The 18,081-nt window shown below is 68.4% G+C and carries 14 protein-coding genes and 1 pseudogene; 7 read left to right on the top strand and 8 right to left on the bottom strand.

The window, feature by feature from the left end; all coding sequences use genetic code 11:
* Positions 1-3: 3 nt before the first annotated feature.
* From BJF87_RS01685 to BJF87_RS01670, 4 genes are all read right to left on the bottom strand, one after another.
* A complete protein-coding gene (locus tag BJF87_RS01685; RefSeq protein WP_075862540.1) occupies positions 4-690 on the bottom strand; it encodes an RNA methyltransferase in 687 nt (228 codons plus the stop codon).
* The gene (gene pyrE / locus BJF87_RS01680; RefSeq protein ID WP_006360987.1) at positions 683-1,264 is read right to left on the bottom strand and encodes an orotate phosphoribosyltransferase; all 582 of its coding nucleotides are present in this window, start codon (positions 1,262-1,264) and stop codon (positions 683-685) included. Before pyrE ends, BJF87_RS01685 begins: the two co-directional genes overlap by 8 nt.
* A 98-nt stretch (positions 1,265-1,362) precedes the next feature.
* Positions 1,363-2,283, bottom strand: coding sequence for a hypothetical protein (locus BJF87_RS01675; RefSeq protein ID WP_075862539.1), 921 nt, complete (start codon positions 2,281-2,283; stop codon positions 1,363-1,365).
* A gap of 37 nt (positions 2,284-2,320) precedes the next feature.
* Positions 2,321-3,334, bottom strand: a complete 1,014-nt coding sequence (locus BJF87_RS01670) for a D-2-hydroxyacid dehydrogenase (protein ID WP_075862555.1) — start codon at positions 3,332-3,334, stop codon at positions 2,321-2,323.
* 87 nt (positions 3,335-3,421) lie between these two features.
* Here BJF87_RS01670 and BJF87_RS01665 point away from each other — a divergent pair, with 87 nt between their 5' ends.
* The 6 genes and pseudogenes from BJF87_RS01665 (at position 3,422) to BJF87_RS01640 (ending at position 13,062) form a co-directional block, all read left to right on the top strand.
* Positions 3,422-4,729, top strand: a complete 1,308-nt coding sequence (locus BJF87_RS01665) for an aspartate aminotransferase family protein (RefSeq protein ID WP_006360984.1) — start codon at positions 3,422-3,424, stop codon at positions 4,727-4,729.
* Positions 4,713-7,801, top strand: a pseudogene (locus tag BJF87_RS01660) (FAD-binding and (Fe-S)-binding domain-containing protein). The gene BJF87_RS01665 and the pseudogene BJF87_RS01660 overlap by 17 nt, the downstream one beginning before the upstream one ends.
* Positions 7,798-9,303, top strand: a complete 1,506-nt coding sequence (locus tag BJF87_RS01655) for an NAD-dependent succinate-semialdehyde dehydrogenase (RefSeq protein WP_075862538.1) — start codon at positions 7,798-7,800, stop codon at positions 9,301-9,303. Before BJF87_RS01660 ends, BJF87_RS01655 begins: the two are co-directional and overlap by 4 nt.
* A 58-nt stretch (positions 9,304-9,361) precedes the next feature.
* On the top strand, positions 9,362-10,555 hold the full coding sequence (locus BJF87_RS01650) for a M24 family metallopeptidase (RefSeq protein ID WP_042378519.1): 1,194 nt from the start codon (positions 9,362-9,364) through the stop codon (positions 10,553-10,555).
* Positions 10,556-10,603: 48 nt separating this feature from the next.
* A complete protein-coding gene (locus tag BJF87_RS01645) occupies positions 10,604-11,854 on the top strand; it encodes a PLP-dependent aminotransferase family protein (protein WP_035754541.1) in 1,251 nt (416 codons plus the stop codon).
* Complete coding sequence (locus BJF87_RS01640) at positions 11,851-13,062, top strand: M20 family metallopeptidase (RefSeq protein ID WP_035754539.1); 1,212 nt, start codon at positions 11,851-11,853, stop codon at positions 13,060-13,062. Before BJF87_RS01645 ends, BJF87_RS01640 begins: the two co-directional genes overlap by 4 nt.
* Here the strand turns inward: BJF87_RS01640 and BJF87_RS01635 are convergent.
* The 4 genes from BJF87_RS01635 to BJF87_RS01620 form a co-directional block, all read right to left on the bottom strand.
* Complete coding sequence (locus BJF87_RS01635; RefSeq protein ID WP_035754538.1) at positions 13,059-14,453, bottom strand: MFS transporter; 1,395 nt, start codon at positions 14,451-14,453, stop codon at positions 13,059-13,061. The genes BJF87_RS01640 and BJF87_RS01635 overlap by 4 nt on opposite strands.
* A gap of 125 nt (positions 14,454-14,578) precedes the next feature.
* Positions 14,579-15,367, bottom strand: coding sequence for a GntR family transcriptional regulator (locus tag BJF87_RS01630; protein WP_081724860.1), 789 nt, complete (start codon positions 15,365-15,367; stop codon positions 14,579-14,581).
* A 10-nt stretch (positions 15,368-15,377) separates the two neighbouring features.
* Positions 15,378-15,890, bottom strand: coding sequence for a DUF3830 family protein (locus tag BJF87_RS01625; RefSeq protein WP_035754533.1), 513 nt, complete (start codon positions 15,888-15,890; stop codon positions 15,378-15,380).
* Complete coding sequence (locus BJF87_RS01620; protein ID WP_035754531.1) at positions 15,887-17,293, bottom strand: amidase; 1,407 nt, start codon at positions 17,291-17,293, stop codon at positions 15,887-15,889. Before BJF87_RS01620 ends, BJF87_RS01625 begins: the two co-directional genes overlap by 4 nt.
* A gap of 59 nt (positions 17,294-17,352) precedes the next feature.
* On the opposite strand from BJF87_RS01620, the gene BJF87_RS01615 reads away from it, so the two are divergent.
* Positions 17,353-18,078 (top strand): maleate cis-trans isomerase, encoded by a 726-nt coding sequence (locus BJF87_RS01615; protein ID WP_035754657.1) that lies wholly within the window; start codon positions 17,353-17,355, stop codon positions 18,076-18,078.
* The last annotated feature ends 3 nt before the right edge of the window (positions 18,079-18,081 follow it).

The raw sequence follows: 18,081 nt of genomic DNA, 5'->3' as shown, positions 1-18,081 counted from the left end.
CGTCTACCAGGACTGATCCAGATCGGCGTGCTGCCGGATCCACGCGTGCATGGCGATCCCGGCAGCCACTCCGGCGTTGATGCTGCGGGTCGACCCGAACTGCGCGATCGACACCGTCATGTCGGCCTGACGTTGGGCGTCGTCGCTCACGCCCGGACCTTCCTGACCGAACAGCAGCACGCATTCGCGCGGTAGTTCCACGGTCTCCAGCGGACGCGAGCCCGGAGTGTTGTCCACCGCGACGACGGACAGACCTTCTCCGCGCGCCCAGTCGAGCAGATCGCCGACCGTGTCGTGGTGCATCAGGTGCTGGTAGCGGTCGGTGACCATCGCGCCGCGACGGTTCCAGCGGCGTCGTCCGACGATGTGGACCGCCGCGACGGCGAACGCGTTCGCGGTACGCACGACGGTGCCGATGTTGGCGTCGTGGGCGAAGTTCTCGATGGCGACGTGCAGCGGGTGCCGGCGCGTGTCGATGTCGGCGACGATCGCCTCGCGCTTCCAGTACCGGTACGCGTCGACGACGTTTCGGGTGTCGCCGGTCGCGAGCAGTTCGGGGTCGAGGTGGTCGTCGTCCGGGATCGGCTCACCGGGGTGTTCGACCGACCAGGGGCCCACACCGACCGGCGGTCCCGTCACCCACTCGGTGGGACCGGCGACCCCGGCGTCTGGATCGGGTGCGTCAGGCAAGGCCGAGATCGCTCAGCCCGAGCAGTGAGCGGTAGGGCACGCCCAGCCCGGTGATGACCGCGTCCGCGCCGGTCGCACGGTCGACGACGGTGGCGACACCGACGACGTTGCCGCCGATCTCACGCACGGCCTCCACTGCGGTCGACGGCGAGGCGCCCGTCGTGCTGGTGTCCTCGACGACGAGCACGCTGCGGCCGACGATGTCCGGGCCCTCGATTCGACGCTGCATGCCGTGGGCTTTTGCGGCCTTGCGCACCACGAAGGCGTCGATGTCGCGACCGTCGGCATGCATGATCGACGTCGCGACCGGGTCGGCGCCGAGCGTCAGGCCACCCACGGCGACGTACTCCCAGTCGGCGGTCAGCTCGCGCATGAGCGTGCCGATCAGGCGGGAGGCCTCGTGATGCAGGGTCGCGCGGCGCAGGTCGACGTAGTAGTCGGCCTCCTTACCGGAGGACAGCGTCACCTTGCCGTGCACGACGGCGAGTTCGCGGACCAGTTCGGCGAGTCGCGCCCGCGCCGCTGGGTCGACCGGGGGCGGCGTGCCGTCGGAAACCGGGCTTGACGAGGACATGCGACCACTCACTCTCGAACTCTCCGGCTGTCGGCCGGTGCACTGGATGACGATTACCCTACGGTGTCCGCGACACCGTTCGGATCAGCCCTGTCGGGTCAGCTGCGGTGGCGATTCGACCGCTCGCCGGTGTCCTCGGGCCGACGCTGCGAGTCCTCGGGTTTGCGCGTCGCGGACCCGCGGACCGGCATCGGGGCCATGCCCCGGCCCGTCGTCGACGAGGTACCGGTCGCCGGCGGCGGCTTACGGACCGGCGGGGCACTCGGCTTGGCGGCCGGGGAAGCCTCTGTGGCGGGAGCCGCCGCGGCCTGCCGGCGACGCTTGTCGCGCATCGACTCGGTCTTCTCGTCGGCGAGCTCGGCGCGCGTGGGTCCGTGCGGATCGCGTGGGTCGGGCGAGTCCTCGGGTTCACGCACCGGCGGGAGCACGCGCAGCAGGTCGGCGAAGCGTCGAACCACTTCGAGGCCGGTGTTCAGCGTCGCGGGATCATTGGTCAGCGGAAGCGAACCGAGCGCCCAGTTGCCCTCGTTCCACAGCACCTCGACGAACGCCGGGGCCTTGTTGGCCAGGGCGACCATGCGCCGGTCGCACACGCGCCGGGCGACGTCGAGGTTGTTGGAGAACATGACCCGCGGCCCCATCGCGCCGAGGAGTTCGACGTCCTCCTCGGCGGGCGCGAGCACATCCTCGTGACGCAGGTCGACGACGACGGGCGAGGGCGAGGATCGGCGGACGGCGATCACGGTCGCGGTCTCGGCGAGATCGAAGACAACGGTCTCCACGCCGCCGTAGCGGCCGTAGGCGACGTCGCGGACCTCGACGTGATCGGGGACGTTCATCGTCGCCCGACGGAACACCTTGCGCAGCTTGGTGTCCGTCTCACGGAACTTGAACTCGTGCTCATCCCCCCAGATCGCACGCTGGTGCCGCGCGACGCTCGACCGCTGCCGGTCGAGCCACAACAGGACGCCCGCACCCGCGAGTGCCACGGCGGCGATCAGGAAATAGACGGTGGTCATCGCGCTACAGCCTACTATCGGCCGCGCCGCGACGACGTCATCCGCCTCCGGTTAGGTAGCCGCGTTCCTTGTCGACGACGTTGACCAGCGTCTCGGCGACGACGGCACCGTCCGCGGTGTCGTCCAGACCGACGTACCGGCGCAGGTTCTCGAGGATCTGTTCCGACAGCGCCTCGCGCCAGCCGAGCGCGTCGCCGCTCATGTGCGCCGAGATCGCGACGCCGGGCAGATCCCACAGCTCGTTGTAGGCGGGCAGCGGTTCGGTCGCGAACACGTCGAGCGAGGCCGCACCGAGGCGCCCCGACCGCAGCGCGTCGATCAGCGCCGGCTCGTCGACGAGTTCGCCGCGGCCGACGTTGATCAGATGCGCGCCCGGTTTCATCGTGGCGAGCACCTCCGCGTCGATCATCCCGGCGGTCTGTGGGGTCAGCGGTGCGATGGTGACGACGTTGTCGAAGTCGCCGACATGCTCGGTTAGTTCGGCGGTGGCGACGACCCGGCCGAAGTCGGGGTCGGACTCCCGCGCGGTTCGCCCGCCGCCGACGACGTGCATCCCCACGGCACGGAGTAGCCGCGCGGTGGCTCGGCCGATTCCGCCGGTCCCGATGACGAGGGCCGAGGTACGCGACGTGCCGACGGTTTCCCGATGCTTCCACACGTGATCGCGCTGCAGGGCCATCGACTCGTGTAACCGCTTGTCCCGGGCGAGGATCGAGGCGAGGACGAACTCGGCGATGGGCCGGTCGAACACGCCGTGCGCGTTGGTCACCACCACATCGGAGGTCTTCAGCTCGTCGAACAGCAGCGAGTCGACACCTGCCGCGCAGACGTGCACCCACCTCAGCGACGCGGTCGTCTCACCCCAGTTGTCGGCGAGCGCCCGAGAGAAGAAGTCCCACAACACCAACGCGTCCGCACCCGGCAGCGCATCCGCGAGATCGTCTGCGACGCAATGGCGTATCTCGGCGAGTTCGGCGAGCTGATCGAGGTTCGATGGCGGCGCGACACCTGGGGCACCGAGGAGCGCGAGGACCGGACGTCGGGTGCTCATGCGGCCACCGTAGCCCGAGAACAACCCCTGAGCACCGCCGACTGTCACATTGTTGACAATCGTACGATCTAGCGTCACGGTGTACCCATGACTGCCGGCGTTGACTCCCCCACCCGCATCCACCAGACGGCCTCACTCAGTCCTGCGCTCAAGCAGGCGACGCCGGTCGTCGTCGACCATGCGCTGGGGTCCTGGATCCACGGCACCGACGGCCGCGACTACCTCGACTTCACCACCGGCATCGGCGTCACCAGCACCGGCCACTGCCACCCGCACGTGGTCGAGGCCGCGCAGGCCCAGTGCGCCAAGGTGATCCACGCCCAGTACACGACCGTCATGCACCCGCCGCTGCTCGAGCTGACCGAACGACTCGGTGCGGTCCTGCCGGCCGGCCTGGACTCCGTCTTCTACGCCAACTCGGGTTCGGAGGCCGTCGAGGCCGCGATCCGCCTTGCCCGCATGGCGACCGCGAAGCCGAACATCATCGTCTTCCAGGGCGGATTCCACGGCCGCACCGTCGCGGCCGCAAGCCTCACCACCGCGGGCACCCGCTTCTCGGCCGGCTTCTCCCCGCTGATGGGCGGCGTGCACATGGCACCGTTCCCCTACGCCTTCCGCTACGGCTGGGACACCGACACCGCGGTCGACTTCGCGCTGCGGGAGCTCGACTACCTCCTGCAGTCGCGCGTCGCACCCAACGACACCGCCGCGTTCCTCATCGAGCCCGTCCTCGGCGACGGCGGCTACCTGCCGACGCCGCCCCGATTCCTCCAGGGCCTGCGCGAGCGCGCCGACCGCCACGGCATCCTGCTCATCCTCGACGAGGTGCAGGCCGGGTTCGGTCGCACCGGCAGATTCTGGGGCCACCAGCACGCCGAGGGCCTGACCCCGGACATCATCGTCACCGCAAAGGGTCTGGCGTCGGGCTTCCCGATCTCGGCGATCGCCGCGTCGACCGAGCTGATGAGCAAGGCGTGGCCGGGATCGCAGGGCGGAACCTACGGTGGCAACGCCGTGGCCGCCGCAGCCGCGGTCGCGACTCTCGAGGTCATCGAGGCCGAGGGACTCGTGGAGAACGCCCGCGTGCGCGGAGAGCAACTGCTCGCGGGGCTTCGCGAGGTGTGCGCGCCGTTCCCGGGCGTCGGCGACGTCCGGGGCCTCGGCCTGATGGCCGGCATCGAGTTCGTCTCCACCGATGCCGCCGGCAACCGGGTGCCCGACGCCCCGGCCGCCGTCGCGGTGCAGCAGGCCACCACGGAACAGGGCCTGTTGACGCTGACCTGCGGGCCGTCGGCCAACGTCGTCCGCCTCATCCCGGCGCTGGTGGTGACCGCCGACGAGATCGACCTCGGTGTCGCGCGGTTCGGCGCGGCGCTGCATGCCGCACTGGGTTAGGCCGGTGGACATCGCAGACGAGCTCGCCGACCTCGGCATCGATGCCGACGCCTCGCCCCGCCGTCTGGCCGAATACTCCTACGACGCCTCGAATTACCGCATCCCGCCGCGGGCCGTGACCTTCCCGCGGTCTGCGCGCGAGGTCGCGACGATCGTCGCGCGATGTCACGCCATCGGCGTCCCGGTGATCGTGCGCGGCGGCGGGACCTCGATGGCGGGCAACGCCATCGGCGACGGAGTGGTCATCGACCTGTCCCGTCACCTGGATCAGGTGCTGTCGGTCGATGCCGAGAACTCGAGCGCCGTAGCGGGTTCGGGCATCGTGCTCACCACTCTGGCGGCGCGGGCTCGTGCAGCGACGGAAGGACGGCTGACCTTTGCCCCGGACCCGTCGTCGGCGTCACGGGCAACCCTCGGCGGGGCAATCGGCAACGACGCCTGCGGAAATCACTCCGTTCGATACGGACGCACCAGCGACCACGTGATCGAACTGCACCTCGTCACCGCCGACGGGCTGCTGCTCACCGCGACGCGCGACGGGTTGTACGCCACCGATCCCCGCGACCGGCAGGCCGTGGCGCGGGCCGCCGAGATCACCGACGAGTTGCGGAAACTCGCGTCGGACAACCTCGCGATCCTGCGCACCGAACTGGAGACCATCCCTCGCCAGGTCTCGGGGTATCACCTCGCACGGCTGTTGCCCGAGAACGGATTCGACGTCGCCCGCGCACTCGTCGGGAGCGAGGGGACCTGCGCGATCGTGGTGTCTGCGAAGGTGCGCCTCGTCCCGGTCGCGACCTCCCAGCTCCTGCTCTGCGTCGGCTACCACTCCCCCGCCGACGCGCCCGCGACGTCCCCGCGATCCTCCCGTTCGCGCCGTCGGCCATCGAGGGCATCGACCGCAAGATCGTCGCCACCATGGCCGCGCGCCGCGGCCGGGACACTGTCGCCGGACTTCCCGAGGGATCCGCCTGGTTGTTCATCGACGTCGACTCCGAGAGTGCCGGAGCACAGGGCGAATCCGACGTTCCGGCGACCGCCGAGCGACTCCTCGACCACCTTCGTGCGCAGGGCCGGATGATCGGCGCCACCGTCGTCGACGACCCGGTTCGGCGCAAGGCATTGTGGCGCGTCCGCGAGGACGGCGCCGGACTGTCGTCGCGTCTGGCCGACCCCGACGACGAGAGTGTCGGCGGCAACTACGAATCCTGGCCCGGCTGGGAGGACGCGGCGGTCGCCCCCGAGCGACTGGCCGACTACCTCGACGACTTCGCCGAACTCCTCGACCACCACCGCCTCACAGGTGTGATGTACGGCCACTTCGGCGCCGGCTGCATGCACGTCCGCATCACCTTCGACCTGCGCACCCCCGAGGGTCGCGCCGTGATGGAGCACTTCTGCATCGGAGCCGCGGAACTCGTTGTGCGTCATGGTGGTTCACTGTCGGGCGAGCACGGCGACGGGCGGGCGCGCTCGGCACTGCTGCCGATCATGTACGCACCGGCCATGATGGCGGCCTTCGCTCGGTTCAAGTCGATCTGGGACCCGGCGGGCAACCTCAACCCGGGCAGCATCGTCGACCCGCCGTCGATCACGGCCGACCTCGCCCTGGCCGACGTCCCGCGCCGCACCTGGCCGACCGCCTTCGACCTCGGCCACGGCCACGGCCACGGCTCCCGGGATACGCCCCCGAAATCCGCCCTCAGCAGCGGCGCCGATGACAATACGTCGGCGGCGGCTCCCTCCGGGGCGGATGTCAGGGGCGGTTCTCGCGAACTCCCGCTCCTTGATCCCTTCGTCCACGCGGTCCAGGGCTGCATCGGTGTCGGCCGGTGCCGCGCCGACACCGGTGGCGTCATGTGCCCGAGCTACCGGGCGACCCGCGACGAGAAGGATTCGACGCGGGGTCGGGCCCGGGTCCTCCAGGACATGGTGCGCACCGCCCCATCGGTCGACGACGGCTGGCGGTCACCCGAGGTCGCCGAGGCCCTCGAACTGTGCCTGTCCTGCAAGGCATGTTCGACGGACTGCCCGACCGGCGTCGACATGGCCACCTACAAGTCGGAATTCCTCGACCATCACTACCGTCGCCGTCTCCGCCCGCTGTCGCACTACTCCCTGGGCTGGATGCCGGCGTGGCTGACAGCGGCCGGAACCGCTGCGCCGCTGATCAATCGCGCCCTGTCCTCGAAGATCAGCGGCCTGGCCGCCCGCGCCGGCGGCCTCGACCCTCGCCGGACGATGCCGGCGTTCGCGGCCCGACGCACCCGCAAGGCGCATCTGGACGGGCTCGCCCCGGTGTCCCCGACCTCGCAGATCATCCTGTTCGTCGATTCGTTCACCCGCGCTTTCCGCCCGCAGGTGGCCGCCGCCGCCGCGGAGGTCTTGGGCGCGACGGGCGAGCAGGTCGGTTGTACGTCGGAGAACTGCTGCGCCCTCACCTGGATCTCCACCGGTCAACTGGGCAAGGCGCGCAGGACACTTCGACGCACCGCCGCGAACCTCGACGACGGCACCGACCGTCCCATCGTGGTGCCCGAGCCCAGTTGCGCTGCTGCACTGGCCAAGGACCTGCCCGAACTCGTCCCCACCGACAGCGCACGTCGCGTAGCCGCACGCGTACGCAGCTTCGCCGCCCACCTCCCGACCCTGCTCGACGCGGGATGGCGGCCGCCGCCGCTCCCGGACGAGGTGACCCTCCAGACCCACTGCCACGAGTACGCGGTCTTCGGCGCCCGCACCGGCACCGCGGCTCTCGAAGCACTCGGCGTCACCGTGCACTCCGCCGACGGATGTTGCGGTGTGGCAGGTAACTTCGGCTTCGAGAAGGGCCACTACGAGGTCAGCATGGCCGTCGCGGAGAACGGACTCGCACCCGCGTTGCGCGACAACCCGCATCGCCCCGTCGTCACCGACGGATTCAGCTGCGCGATGGCGGTCGAACACCTCGCTATGGTCGACGACGACTTGACCGACGCACGCGAGATCCGCGGGGTCCACCTCGCCGAACTTCTCACCTCCACAACCCGACCCCGACCCACCCCCGATCAACCGAGGAGAGCCCGATCATGACGGCCATCGCCACCACCCAGGTCCCCGACGCCATCTCGTCGGTCCACACCGACCTGTTCATCGACGGTGAATGGGTTCCGGCCGCCGCCGGCGACCGTTTCGACGTGCTCAATCCCGCGACCGGCGAGGTGCTCGCACAGGTGGCCGACGCCGACGCGACCGACGCCCGGCGCGCACTCGAGACCGCGGCCGCGCATCAGGCCGAGTGGGCTGCCACGTCCCCGCGCAGCCGCAGCGAGATCCTCTACCGCGCATACGAGCTCATCATGAGCCGGGTCGACGAGATCGCCTCGGTGATGACCGCCGAGATGGGCAAGCCGCTGGCCGAGGCCAAAGGTGAGGTCGCCTACGGCGCCGAGTTCTTCCGGTGGTTCGCCGAGGAGGCCGTGCGCATCGGCGGTGACCACACCACCACCGGAGACGGTGGCCACCGCATCGTGGTGAGCAGGCAGCCGGTCGGCCCGTGCATCCTGATCACACCGTGGAACTTCCCGCTGGCCATGGGAACCCGCAAGATCGGGCCCGCCGTCGCGGCCGGCTGCACGATGGTTCTCAAGCCCGCCGAGCTCACCCCGCTGACCACACTTCTCCTCGCCGACATCCTCGTCGAGGCGGGCCTGCCTGCCGGCGTACTCAACGTCGTGACCACCACGAATCCGTCGACGGTGGTCACCGAGTGGATGGACAGCGGGCTCGCCCGCAAGGTCAGCTTCACCGGATCGACCGAGGTCGGCAAGACGTTGCTGCGGCAGGCCGCCGGAACCGTGATGCGCACCTCGATGGAGCTCGGCGGCAACGCCCCGTTCATCGTGTGCGCCGACGCCGACATCTCCCGCGCGGTGGACGGACTCATGCTGGCCAAGATGCGCAACACCGGTCAGGCCTGCACCGCGGCCAACCGGATCTTCGTGCACCGCAGCGTGATCGACGAGTTCACCGAGCAATTCACGGCGAAGATGGCCGCACTGAAGGTCGGCGACGGCACCGCAGAGGGAACGCAGGTCGGTCCGCTCGTCGAGCCCAAGGCCGTCGCGAAGGTCTCCTCGCTCGTCGACGACGCGGTGTCCAAGGGCGCCACGGTGGCCTGCGGCGGTGTGGCGCCCGAGGGTCCCGGTTACTTCTACCCGCCAACGGTGCTGACCGGCGTCGGCCTCGACGCCGATCTGGTGCGCAACGAGATCTTCGGTCCGGTCGCGGCGATCATCCCGTTCGGCGACGCCGGCAATCCCCTCGACCCGGCCGCCGACGACGAGGTGATCTCTCTCGCCAACGACACCGCATGGGGTCTGGTCGCCTACTTCTTCAGCCAGGACGTCGACCGTTGCGCTCGCCTGTCGGGAGCGCTGGAAGCCGGTATGGTCGGGGTCAACACGGGCATCGTGTCGAATCCGGCCGCGCCGTTCGGCGGGGTCAAGGAGTCCGGCCTCGGCCGTGAGGGCGGCCGCGTGGGCATCGAGGAGTTCCTCGACATGAAGTACACGGCGACGCCGATCCGCCGCTGAGGACGCGAAAAGAACATCCCGCCGAACCACCGACGTGTGAGCAAGGAGCAGCAAGCCCATGTACCTCGGTACTCAGCTGTTCACCGACAGCGAGTACGAACAGCGCCTGACGAGGGTTCGTGAACTCATGGACCGTCAGGGGTTGTCGGCGATCATCGTCACCGACCCGGCCAACATCTTCTATCTGATCGGGTACAACGCGTGGTCGTTCTACACCCCGCAGATGCTGTTCGTCCCGATCGAGGGCGAGATGGTCTTCTACGCCCGGGAGATGGATGCCCGTGGCGCGCACCGCACGACGTGGTTGCCCGACGAGCAGATCGTCGGGTACCCGGAGAGCTACGTGCACCGGCCGCACGTGCATCCCTTCGACTGGGTCGCGTGGTCGCTCCGCCAGCGGCACGCCATCGCGCCCGCCTCGCGCGGCGGTTCGGTCGGCCTGGAGATGGACTCGCACTTCTTCTCTCCCAAGGCCTATCGCGCATTGCACAATGCGATCCCGGAGTGGAAGCTCGTCGACAACTTCGAACTCGTCAACTGGGTGCGGTCGGTCAAGTCCGAGGCCGAGGTCCAGCTGATGCGTCAGGCCGGGATGGTGTGCTCGGAGGCCATGCGCGCGGCGATCGACACCATCGACGTCGGTGTGCGGCAATGCGATGCGGCGGCGGCGATCTCGCAGGCACAGATCACCGGGACACCGGATTTCGGCGGCGACTACCCGGCGATCGTGCCGATGATGCCGACCGGCGCGGCGGCCGACACACCCCATCTCACCTGGCATCAGGGAACTTTCGTCGAGGACGAGGCGGTGGTCATCGAACTGACCGGCGCGCACAACCGGTACCACTGTCCGCTCGCGCGGACGGTGTCGCTGGGTACCCCGAACAAAGACCTCGACTATGTCGCGAAGGCCACCGCCGAGGGACTGAACAACGTCCTCGAGGCGATCAAGCCGGGGGTGGCGACGCGCGAACTCGCCTCCACCTGGAACTGGACCCTGGCCAAGTACGGACTCGAAAAGCCCTCGCGCCTGGGGTATTCGATCGGCATCGGGTACCCGCCGGACTGGGGTGAGCGCACCATCAGCATCCGCTCCGAGGACGAGACCGTCCTCGAGACCAACATGACCTTCCACATCGTCTGCGGGATGTGGATGGAGAACTACGGTTTCGAGCTCTCCGAATCGGTGCGGGTGAGCCCCACCGGCGTCGAGTGCCTCACGTCGTTCCCGCGGGAATTGATCCAGAAATAGTGTCGAGCACAACGCAATCCACTCCAGAGAAGGAATGAGGTGACCAGAATGACCACCACCCACACCGCCACCGAACCCGTGAACGACCTACGGCATTCCGGCCCCACGCTGCCTCTGGCCGGGCGGACGAAGGACCTGGTCGGGTCGATGATCGACTCGTCGACCTCCCTGCTGGCCGCTCAGTCCCACGACATCGTGCGCTTCGCGATGGGTTCACCTGCCGACGAGGCCGTCCCGGCCGACGAGTTCCGTCAGATCGCCGGCGAGATCCTCGACCACACGTCGTTCACCTACGGTGCCACCGAAGGGGAACCGCGGCTGCTACAGCTGCTCGTCGACTATCTCGCCACCACGCCCGACCCGTCGACCCACGACCGCCTGGTGATCACCACCGGCGGCATGCAGGGCCTCGACCTCGCCTGCAAACTGTTCGTCGATCCCGGCGACCTGGTCATCGTCGAGTCCCCGACCTACACCAACGGCAGCGCGACCGCGCTGTCCTACGGCGCACAGCTGCTCGAGGTACCGGTCGATGACGACGGCATGCAGGTCGATCTGCTCGCCGATCTGGTGGCGCGCACCCACAAGACCCCCAAGGCGATCTACACGATCCCCACGTTCCAGAACCCGTCCGGCGTCACGATGTCGGAGGAACGACGCCGCGAGCTGTTGCGCCTGGCCCACACGTGGGGTTCGGTCGTCATCGACGACGATCCGTACGGTCTGCTGCGCTTCGCGGGAACCGACATCCCGACCTTCCAGACGATGAGTCCCGGCGATCCGCTGATCTTCTCGGTGCGGACCTTCTCCAAGATCCTGGCTCCCGGCTGGCGCGTCGGCTGGGTCGACGCCGATCCGTCGTTGCGGCAGCTGCTCATCAACGGCAAGCAGGCCATGGACACTTGCACCAACGTGCCCAACCAGCACATCGTGGCCGAGTACATCGCGCGCGGTGGCCTCGAGGACCACCTCGCCGGCATCCGCTCGCTGTACCGCGAGCGCAAGGACGCCATGCTCGACTCCATCGCCCGCCACCTCGGCGACCGCGTGGTCACCACCAACCCGGAGGGCGGCTTCTTCCTGTGGGTCACGCTGCGTGAGGAGTTCGCCGAGATCGACACCCGGGAGCTGTTCGAGATCGCCCTGGCCGACGGCGTCGCCTTCATCCCCGGTCCGGCGCTGTCGCCGGGTGGCCGGTTCCGCAACTCGATGCGCCTGTGCTTCGCGTCGAGCACGCCGGACCGGATCGACGAAGGTATTCGACGCCTCACGTCCAGTCTTGAGAAGATGGCACGGTGAGCGGTGAACACGTACCTGAGCTGAGTCCGGCCGAGCAGTCGCTCGTCGATCTGATCGACGAGGCCGCTGTCACCGCGCTCACGACCGCGCTGGTGGAGGCACCGAGCGAGAACCCGGGTGGCACCGAGGGCGCCGCCGTCGAGATCCTGGAAAAGGCGTGTCGCGCGCTGGGGTTCGCTGTCGACACCTACGAGGTGGCCGCCGAGCGCCCGAACCTGATCGCCACTCTCCCCGGCGGCGACGGCCCGGGACTGATGTTCCTCGGCCATTCCGACGTCGTGCCGGCCGGCCCGAACTGGACCGCCGACCCGTACACCGTGCGGACTCGCGACGGCCGGCTCTACGGACGCGGCACCACCGACATGAAGGGCGGGATCGCGTCCGTCGTGGCAGCCATGAGCGTGCTGTCGCGGGCACGCGACTTCGGCGTCGGACTCTCGGGCCCCGTGCGCCTGGTGTGCACGGTCGACGAGGAGGAGCACGGCATCGGCGTGCGCGACTTCGTCGGCCGTCCCGCCGACTCCGAATTCCTCGGCTGTATCGTCGCCGAACCCACCGACATGCAGATCGTCCGCGGCTGCCGCGGTGCGTCGTACATCGAGATCGAGGTGACCGGCCGCGCCGCGCATTCCGGCCGACCGGCCGACGGGCGCAGTGCCATCAACGCCGCGGCCGCGATCGTCGATTTCATCCGCGCCGACCACGAGCACCTTCACGAGACGCTCGACGACCTGCTCGGCTGCGGCACCTGGAACGTCGGCACCATCCAAGGCGGACAGGGCATCTCGGTCGTCGCACCGACATGCTCGCTCGGTATCGACCGGCGCCTGATGCCCTTCGAGGACCCGCATGCGGTCGCCGGGGACCTCCGAAAAGCTATCCGCGACAGGGCAATCGACACCGACGGCATCACCGTCGATGTCCGCGTCACCATGGAGATGCCGGGTTTCGCGACCGCCGCCGATCACCCGCTCGTCACCGCAGCAGTCGGTGCGGTCACCGACTCCGGCACCGCGACCTCGGTGGGCGGCTGGAGCGCTGCGTGCGACGGCGGTTTCGTCAGCCGCGACCTCGGCATCCCGTCGATCGTGTTGGGCCCCGGCAACATCAACACCGACGCACATCAGCCCGACGAGTCGGTCGCCATCGCAGATCTCGTCACTGCGGCAAAGGCGTACACGCTCGCCGGGCTGAGGTTGCTGGCCTAGACCCTCGACTCCGCCGGCTTCTTCTGCAGCTCGTGGAAGTCGTTCTCCTTGCTGGGGATCTCGGTGCCGCGGAGCGAGCAGCCCGCGGTCTCCTTCAGGAACAGCAGCGCGACCATGCCGATGGCGCAGGCCCCCATCATGTACACCGCCGGGAAGAGGTTCCAGTCGGTGTTCTCGACGACGGCATCGTTGACCAGCGGCGCGGTACCGCCGAACGCAGCGGTCGCGACGTTGTAGGAGATCGCGAAGCCCGCATATCGCACCTGCGTCGGGAACATGGCCGGGAAGGTCGCCGAGATGGTGGCCAGCTGCGGGATGTAGAGCGCTCCGAGGATCACGAATGCCACTATCGCCCAGACGAATCCCTGCCCCATGAGCCAGTACAGCGGGAGCGCGAGGACGAACAGGCCGATCAGCGATCCCCACCACATGGGTTTGCGCCCGGTCGAATCCGACCACCAGCCGAAGAACGGGATGAGCAGCATCATCACGAGCTGCCCGATCAGGTTGACGACGCTCGCCGAGGTCTCGGACAGGTTGATGGTGTTCTGCAGGTAGGTCGGCTGATACGCCAACAGCGTGTAGTTGGCGACGTTGAGTGCGATGACCATGCCGAACATCGTCAGGATCGGTCGCCGGTAGTTGACGAGCAGATCCTTGAACCGGGTCCACGCCGAACCCTTGATCTCGTCCTCCCGCTCCAGCTCCTGGAAGACGGGGGTGTCATCCATCTGCGAGCGCAGGTACAACCCGATCAGACCCATGGGCAGCGCGAGCAGGAACGGGATACGCCAACCCCACTGGTCCATCTGCGAGTCGGTGAGGCCTAGCTGCAGGAGCAGAACGAATGCGGTACCGCCGCAGAAGCCGGCGAGCGTGCCGAACTCGAGGAAGGAGCCGTACTTGCCGCGCTTGTTGTCCGGCGCGTACTCGGCCATGAACGTTGCCGCGCCACCGTATTCACCACCGGTCGAGAAACCCTGGATGACGCGGAGCAGGATCAACAGGATGGGTGCCCATACACCGATCGACGCGTGCGTGGGCAGTAGGCCGATCAGCGCGGTGGCGCCCGAGATCAGCAGGATCGTCATGGCCAGAACAGATTTGCGGCCGATACGGTCGCCGATCGGCCCCCAGATCATGCCACCGAGGGGGCGGAGCACGAAGGAGACCGCGAAACCCAGCATGGTGCCGATGGTTCCGAACTCACCTGGGAAGAAGGCTTGGGTCAGATAGACCGAGGCCGCGGCGTAGACGCCGTAGTCGTACCATTCGGTGGCGTTTCCGATCGCCGAGGCACCGATGGCCTTGCGGAGGAGTTTCCGTCCCTCGGGTGACTCCGGGTCCGGTGCGAGCTGCTCATAAGTATCCGCTGGTGTCGTGTCGCTCATCTGCGCTTCCTGAATGTCATCGAGGCCGTGACTCGCCCCTCGCTAGGTCATCTCCGGCGTTGGTGGGCCTTTGTGCACGGACGGCAGCCTGCTCGACCATCCGTGGACATTCGAACCGCGAGCGATCAGCTCCCGGACCCGGGGACATCACCGGCGTCGTCGCCGTCACCGATCAATCGGCGCAGCCCGTCGGCCATGTGCTCGATCATCAGCGCATCTGCCTTGGCAGAATCCCCCGCAGCTATGGCGTCCACCAACGCCTGGTGTTCGTCGATCCGTTCCTTTCCCGATGAATATGTTCCTCGCATGGCTCGCAAGCACATTCGTGTTTCCACGAGAATCGTCTCGTGGAGACGCGAAAGGCGCCGGCTTTCCGCGAGTTCCACCAGCGTCTGGTGAAATCCCATGTCCGCCTCGGCCATCCCGGCACCGTTCGGCTCGTCGCCGAACACGCGCATGGCCTCCACCGCCTCGTCCAGCGCGGCCACCGCCTCCGATTCGCTGTGCGCGATGACCTGTTGCACGGCAGCACGTTCCACCGCCGTGCGCGCGACGTACATGTCGCGGATGTCGTCTCTCTCCATCGAGACGACGAACAGGCCCCGGTTGCGATGGCTGACCAGCAGACCCTCCGCGGTGAGACGTTGCATCGCCTCACGCAGCGGGCCGCGGCTGACGCCCAGGTCTGCGGCGAGACCGGACTCCGTCAACTGCGACCCGGGTGGGAAGTCGCCGTTCGCAATGGCATTGTGCAACTTACGCGCGATGATCGCCGGTGTCGACTCCTGCACCAGTGGCGTGAGCACTCGACGGCGCGTCGAGCCGCCTCGTTTTCCCTGGTGAGAAGCGGCGCGCCGACCCCCCGGGCCGTCCACGCCCGGGCCGTCCCCATCCACTGTGATCGCCACCGTCATTCCTTCTTTCTTACCGCTCGAAGCTCGCATAGGTGAGCGTTTCCCCCCGCGCGCCGCCCATCCAGATGTCGTTGCAAGCCGCCGCAAAGTCTTCCAGGCCCTCCGTGATGGTGGCGAACACGTTCCCCGGTACCCAGCCGACATCGCCGTTGACCAGCAGGTTGTTTCTTCCGTAGAAGACTGCGAGGTCGATGAGCAGCCGGTGTTCGGCCGGTGCGGATGTGGGATCGTACCCATATGCGGGGTTGTCCAAAACACCGTCGAAGGTGAAGTAGCACAGGTCGCCGGGAATCGGCGTGATGGTAGTGTTCTCGGGACCCGGCTCCACCGGCGCGAATGCCGGTAGCAGCGTGTAGATCTCGTTGCGCGCGAACTTGCCGTGGAACACCTGGCCACCCAGCGGCAGCGCATCCCAGACCGCTGCCGCCGTCCGCGGCGCCTCGGCGTCGAGCATCCGCGCCACCGCCGTCACCCCCCGCTTCTCGAGTGTCACGGTGATGAATCGTTCGGCACGGCCGGTCACGGACGGTCTCCCAACATCGTGAAGCCGGCAGCCGCCTCGTACGCCGCCGCGACCCGCAGCACGGTCGTATCCCGGTGTCGCGCAGCGACGAACTGAGCGCCGGTCGGCAGACCGTCGACGAATCCGCTGGGTACCGTGATCGCGGGCTGCCCGGTGAGATTGAACGGATAGCTGTACGGCGTCCAGGACGTCCAGTCCGGCGATGCCGATCCTTCGGGAACGGTGCGTCCCGCCTCGAAGGCCACGGTGGGCATCGAGGGGGTGACGAGCAGGTCGAACTCCTCGTGGAAGAGACCCATCGTGGTTCCCATCTCCATGCGCAGCGCGTTCGCGCTGACGACGTCGTCCGCGGTGAAGTCTCGGTGTCGTTCGAGCGCCTCGAGGAGCAGCGGGTCGACCTTCTCCTGCGCGCCCGGGCCGAGCCCTCGCACCACCACGTCGGCTCCGGCGAACCAGATGATGTGATACGCCCACGCCGGGTCTTCCCAGCCGAGGTCCACCTTCTCCACCGTCGCCCCGAGCTGTTCGAGCACCGATACCACGCGGTCCGTATTGGACTGTATCCCAGGATCATTCGAGCCGAAGCCGAGGTCGGAACTGTACCCGATACGCAGATCGGAGAGGTCCCGGACGTCGGCGATGGCGGCGGCGGCGCTCTCGGTGGGCGTCGCCAGCGCCGACCAGTCCCGCGGATCGTGCCCACTGAGGACGTCGAGGAGCAGCGCGCAGTCGCCGACCGTCCTGGTCATCGGCCCGACGTGCGCGACCGGCGCGAACGGACTCGGCGGATACATCGGGACCCGGCCGAGAGTGGCCTTGAATCCGACCACCCCGCAGTAGGCGGCCGGTATCCGGATCGATCCCCCGCCGTCGGTTCCCACCGACAGCGGACCGAGTCCGGCCGCCAGGGCCGCGGCAGAACCACCACTCGATCCTCCGGACGTCCGCAGTGCGTTCCACGGGTTGCGGGTGATGCCGGTACGCGGGCTGTCGGTGACGCCCTTCCACCCGAATTCCGGTGTGGTGACCTTGCCCAGCATCACCGCGCCGGCCTCGCGGAGTCGCGCGACCGCGGGGGCGTCGGTGTCCCACGCCATCTGATCCGACTCGATCATCAGCGACCCGCGCAGGGTGGGCCAGCCGCCGGTGAGCAGCAGGTCCTTGATGCTGACCGGCACCCCGTCGAGCGGCCCCAGCGGAGTGCCCGCCCTGAAACGTTCGCCGGCCTCCCGGGCGGCGGCGAGGGTCGCGTCCCGATCCACGAGGCAGAATGCGTTGACGGAAGGGTCGACCTGGTCGACGGCGTCGAGCAGTTCGACGGCCACCGCCTCCGGCGTCAGCTCACCGGTCCGGTAGGCGTCGGCCAGTTCGATGGCGCTGAGCCACCGTGCTGTTTCCGACATGCGCCCTCTAGTCTGTCGCAGTTGGTAGATTGTTGACAATCTACCTTGGAGGTGTGCGGGTGACAACCACCGTCGCGATGCTCTATCCCGGTCACGCTGCCGAAGACGACTACGAGCTCATCGCGTCCGTGCTCGTGGCCGCAGGCACCGACGTCCGCCTGCCGGTGACCATCACCGAGATCGAGTCCGATGACCACACCGTCGACGCCATGGCCGCGGTCGGCGAACAGCACCGCCTCGCCGAGGGGCTGCGACGAGCCCAGGCCGATCAACCGGCGTCGGTGATGTGGGCCTGCACCTCCGGGAGTTTCGTCTACGGCCTCGACGGCGCCCGACGTCAGGTGGCCGACGTCGCGGCCCTCGCCGGCCTTCCCGCGTCGTCGACCTCGCTGGCCTTCGTCGAGGCGTGTCACCACCTCGGACTGTCCCGGGTCGCGATCGCCGCAACCTACCCCGATCCCCTGGCCTCACGGTTCATCGGTTTCCTCGGCGACGGCGGCATCGAGGTGGTCTCGCTGCGCGCCAACGACATCGGGACCGCCTCCGAAGCCGGAATCCTGGACGGAGACGGCCTTTTCGACATGATCGCGGCCGCGGACCACCCCGACGCAGAGGCGCTCCTCATCCCCGACACCGCCCTGCACACCGCGATGTGGATCACCGGACTCGAGGAGAAGTTCGCGAAGCCGGTCCTGACCGCCAATCAGGTCACCGCGTGGCAGGGGTTGCGTCTCGCCGGGATCAACTCGTTCATACCGGAATTGGGAACCCTCTTCACTCGCTGACGG

It is taken from the genome of Gordonia sp. CNJ-863 (assembly GCF_001942325.1).
In the GTDB taxonomy this organism is placed as follows: Bacteria; Actinomycetota; Actinomycetes; order Mycobacteriales; family Mycobacteriaceae; genus Gordonia; species Gordonia alkanivorans.
The sequence above is the reverse complement of the archived record's forward strand: the minus strand, read 5'-3'. Positions and strand labels throughout refer to the sequence as shown.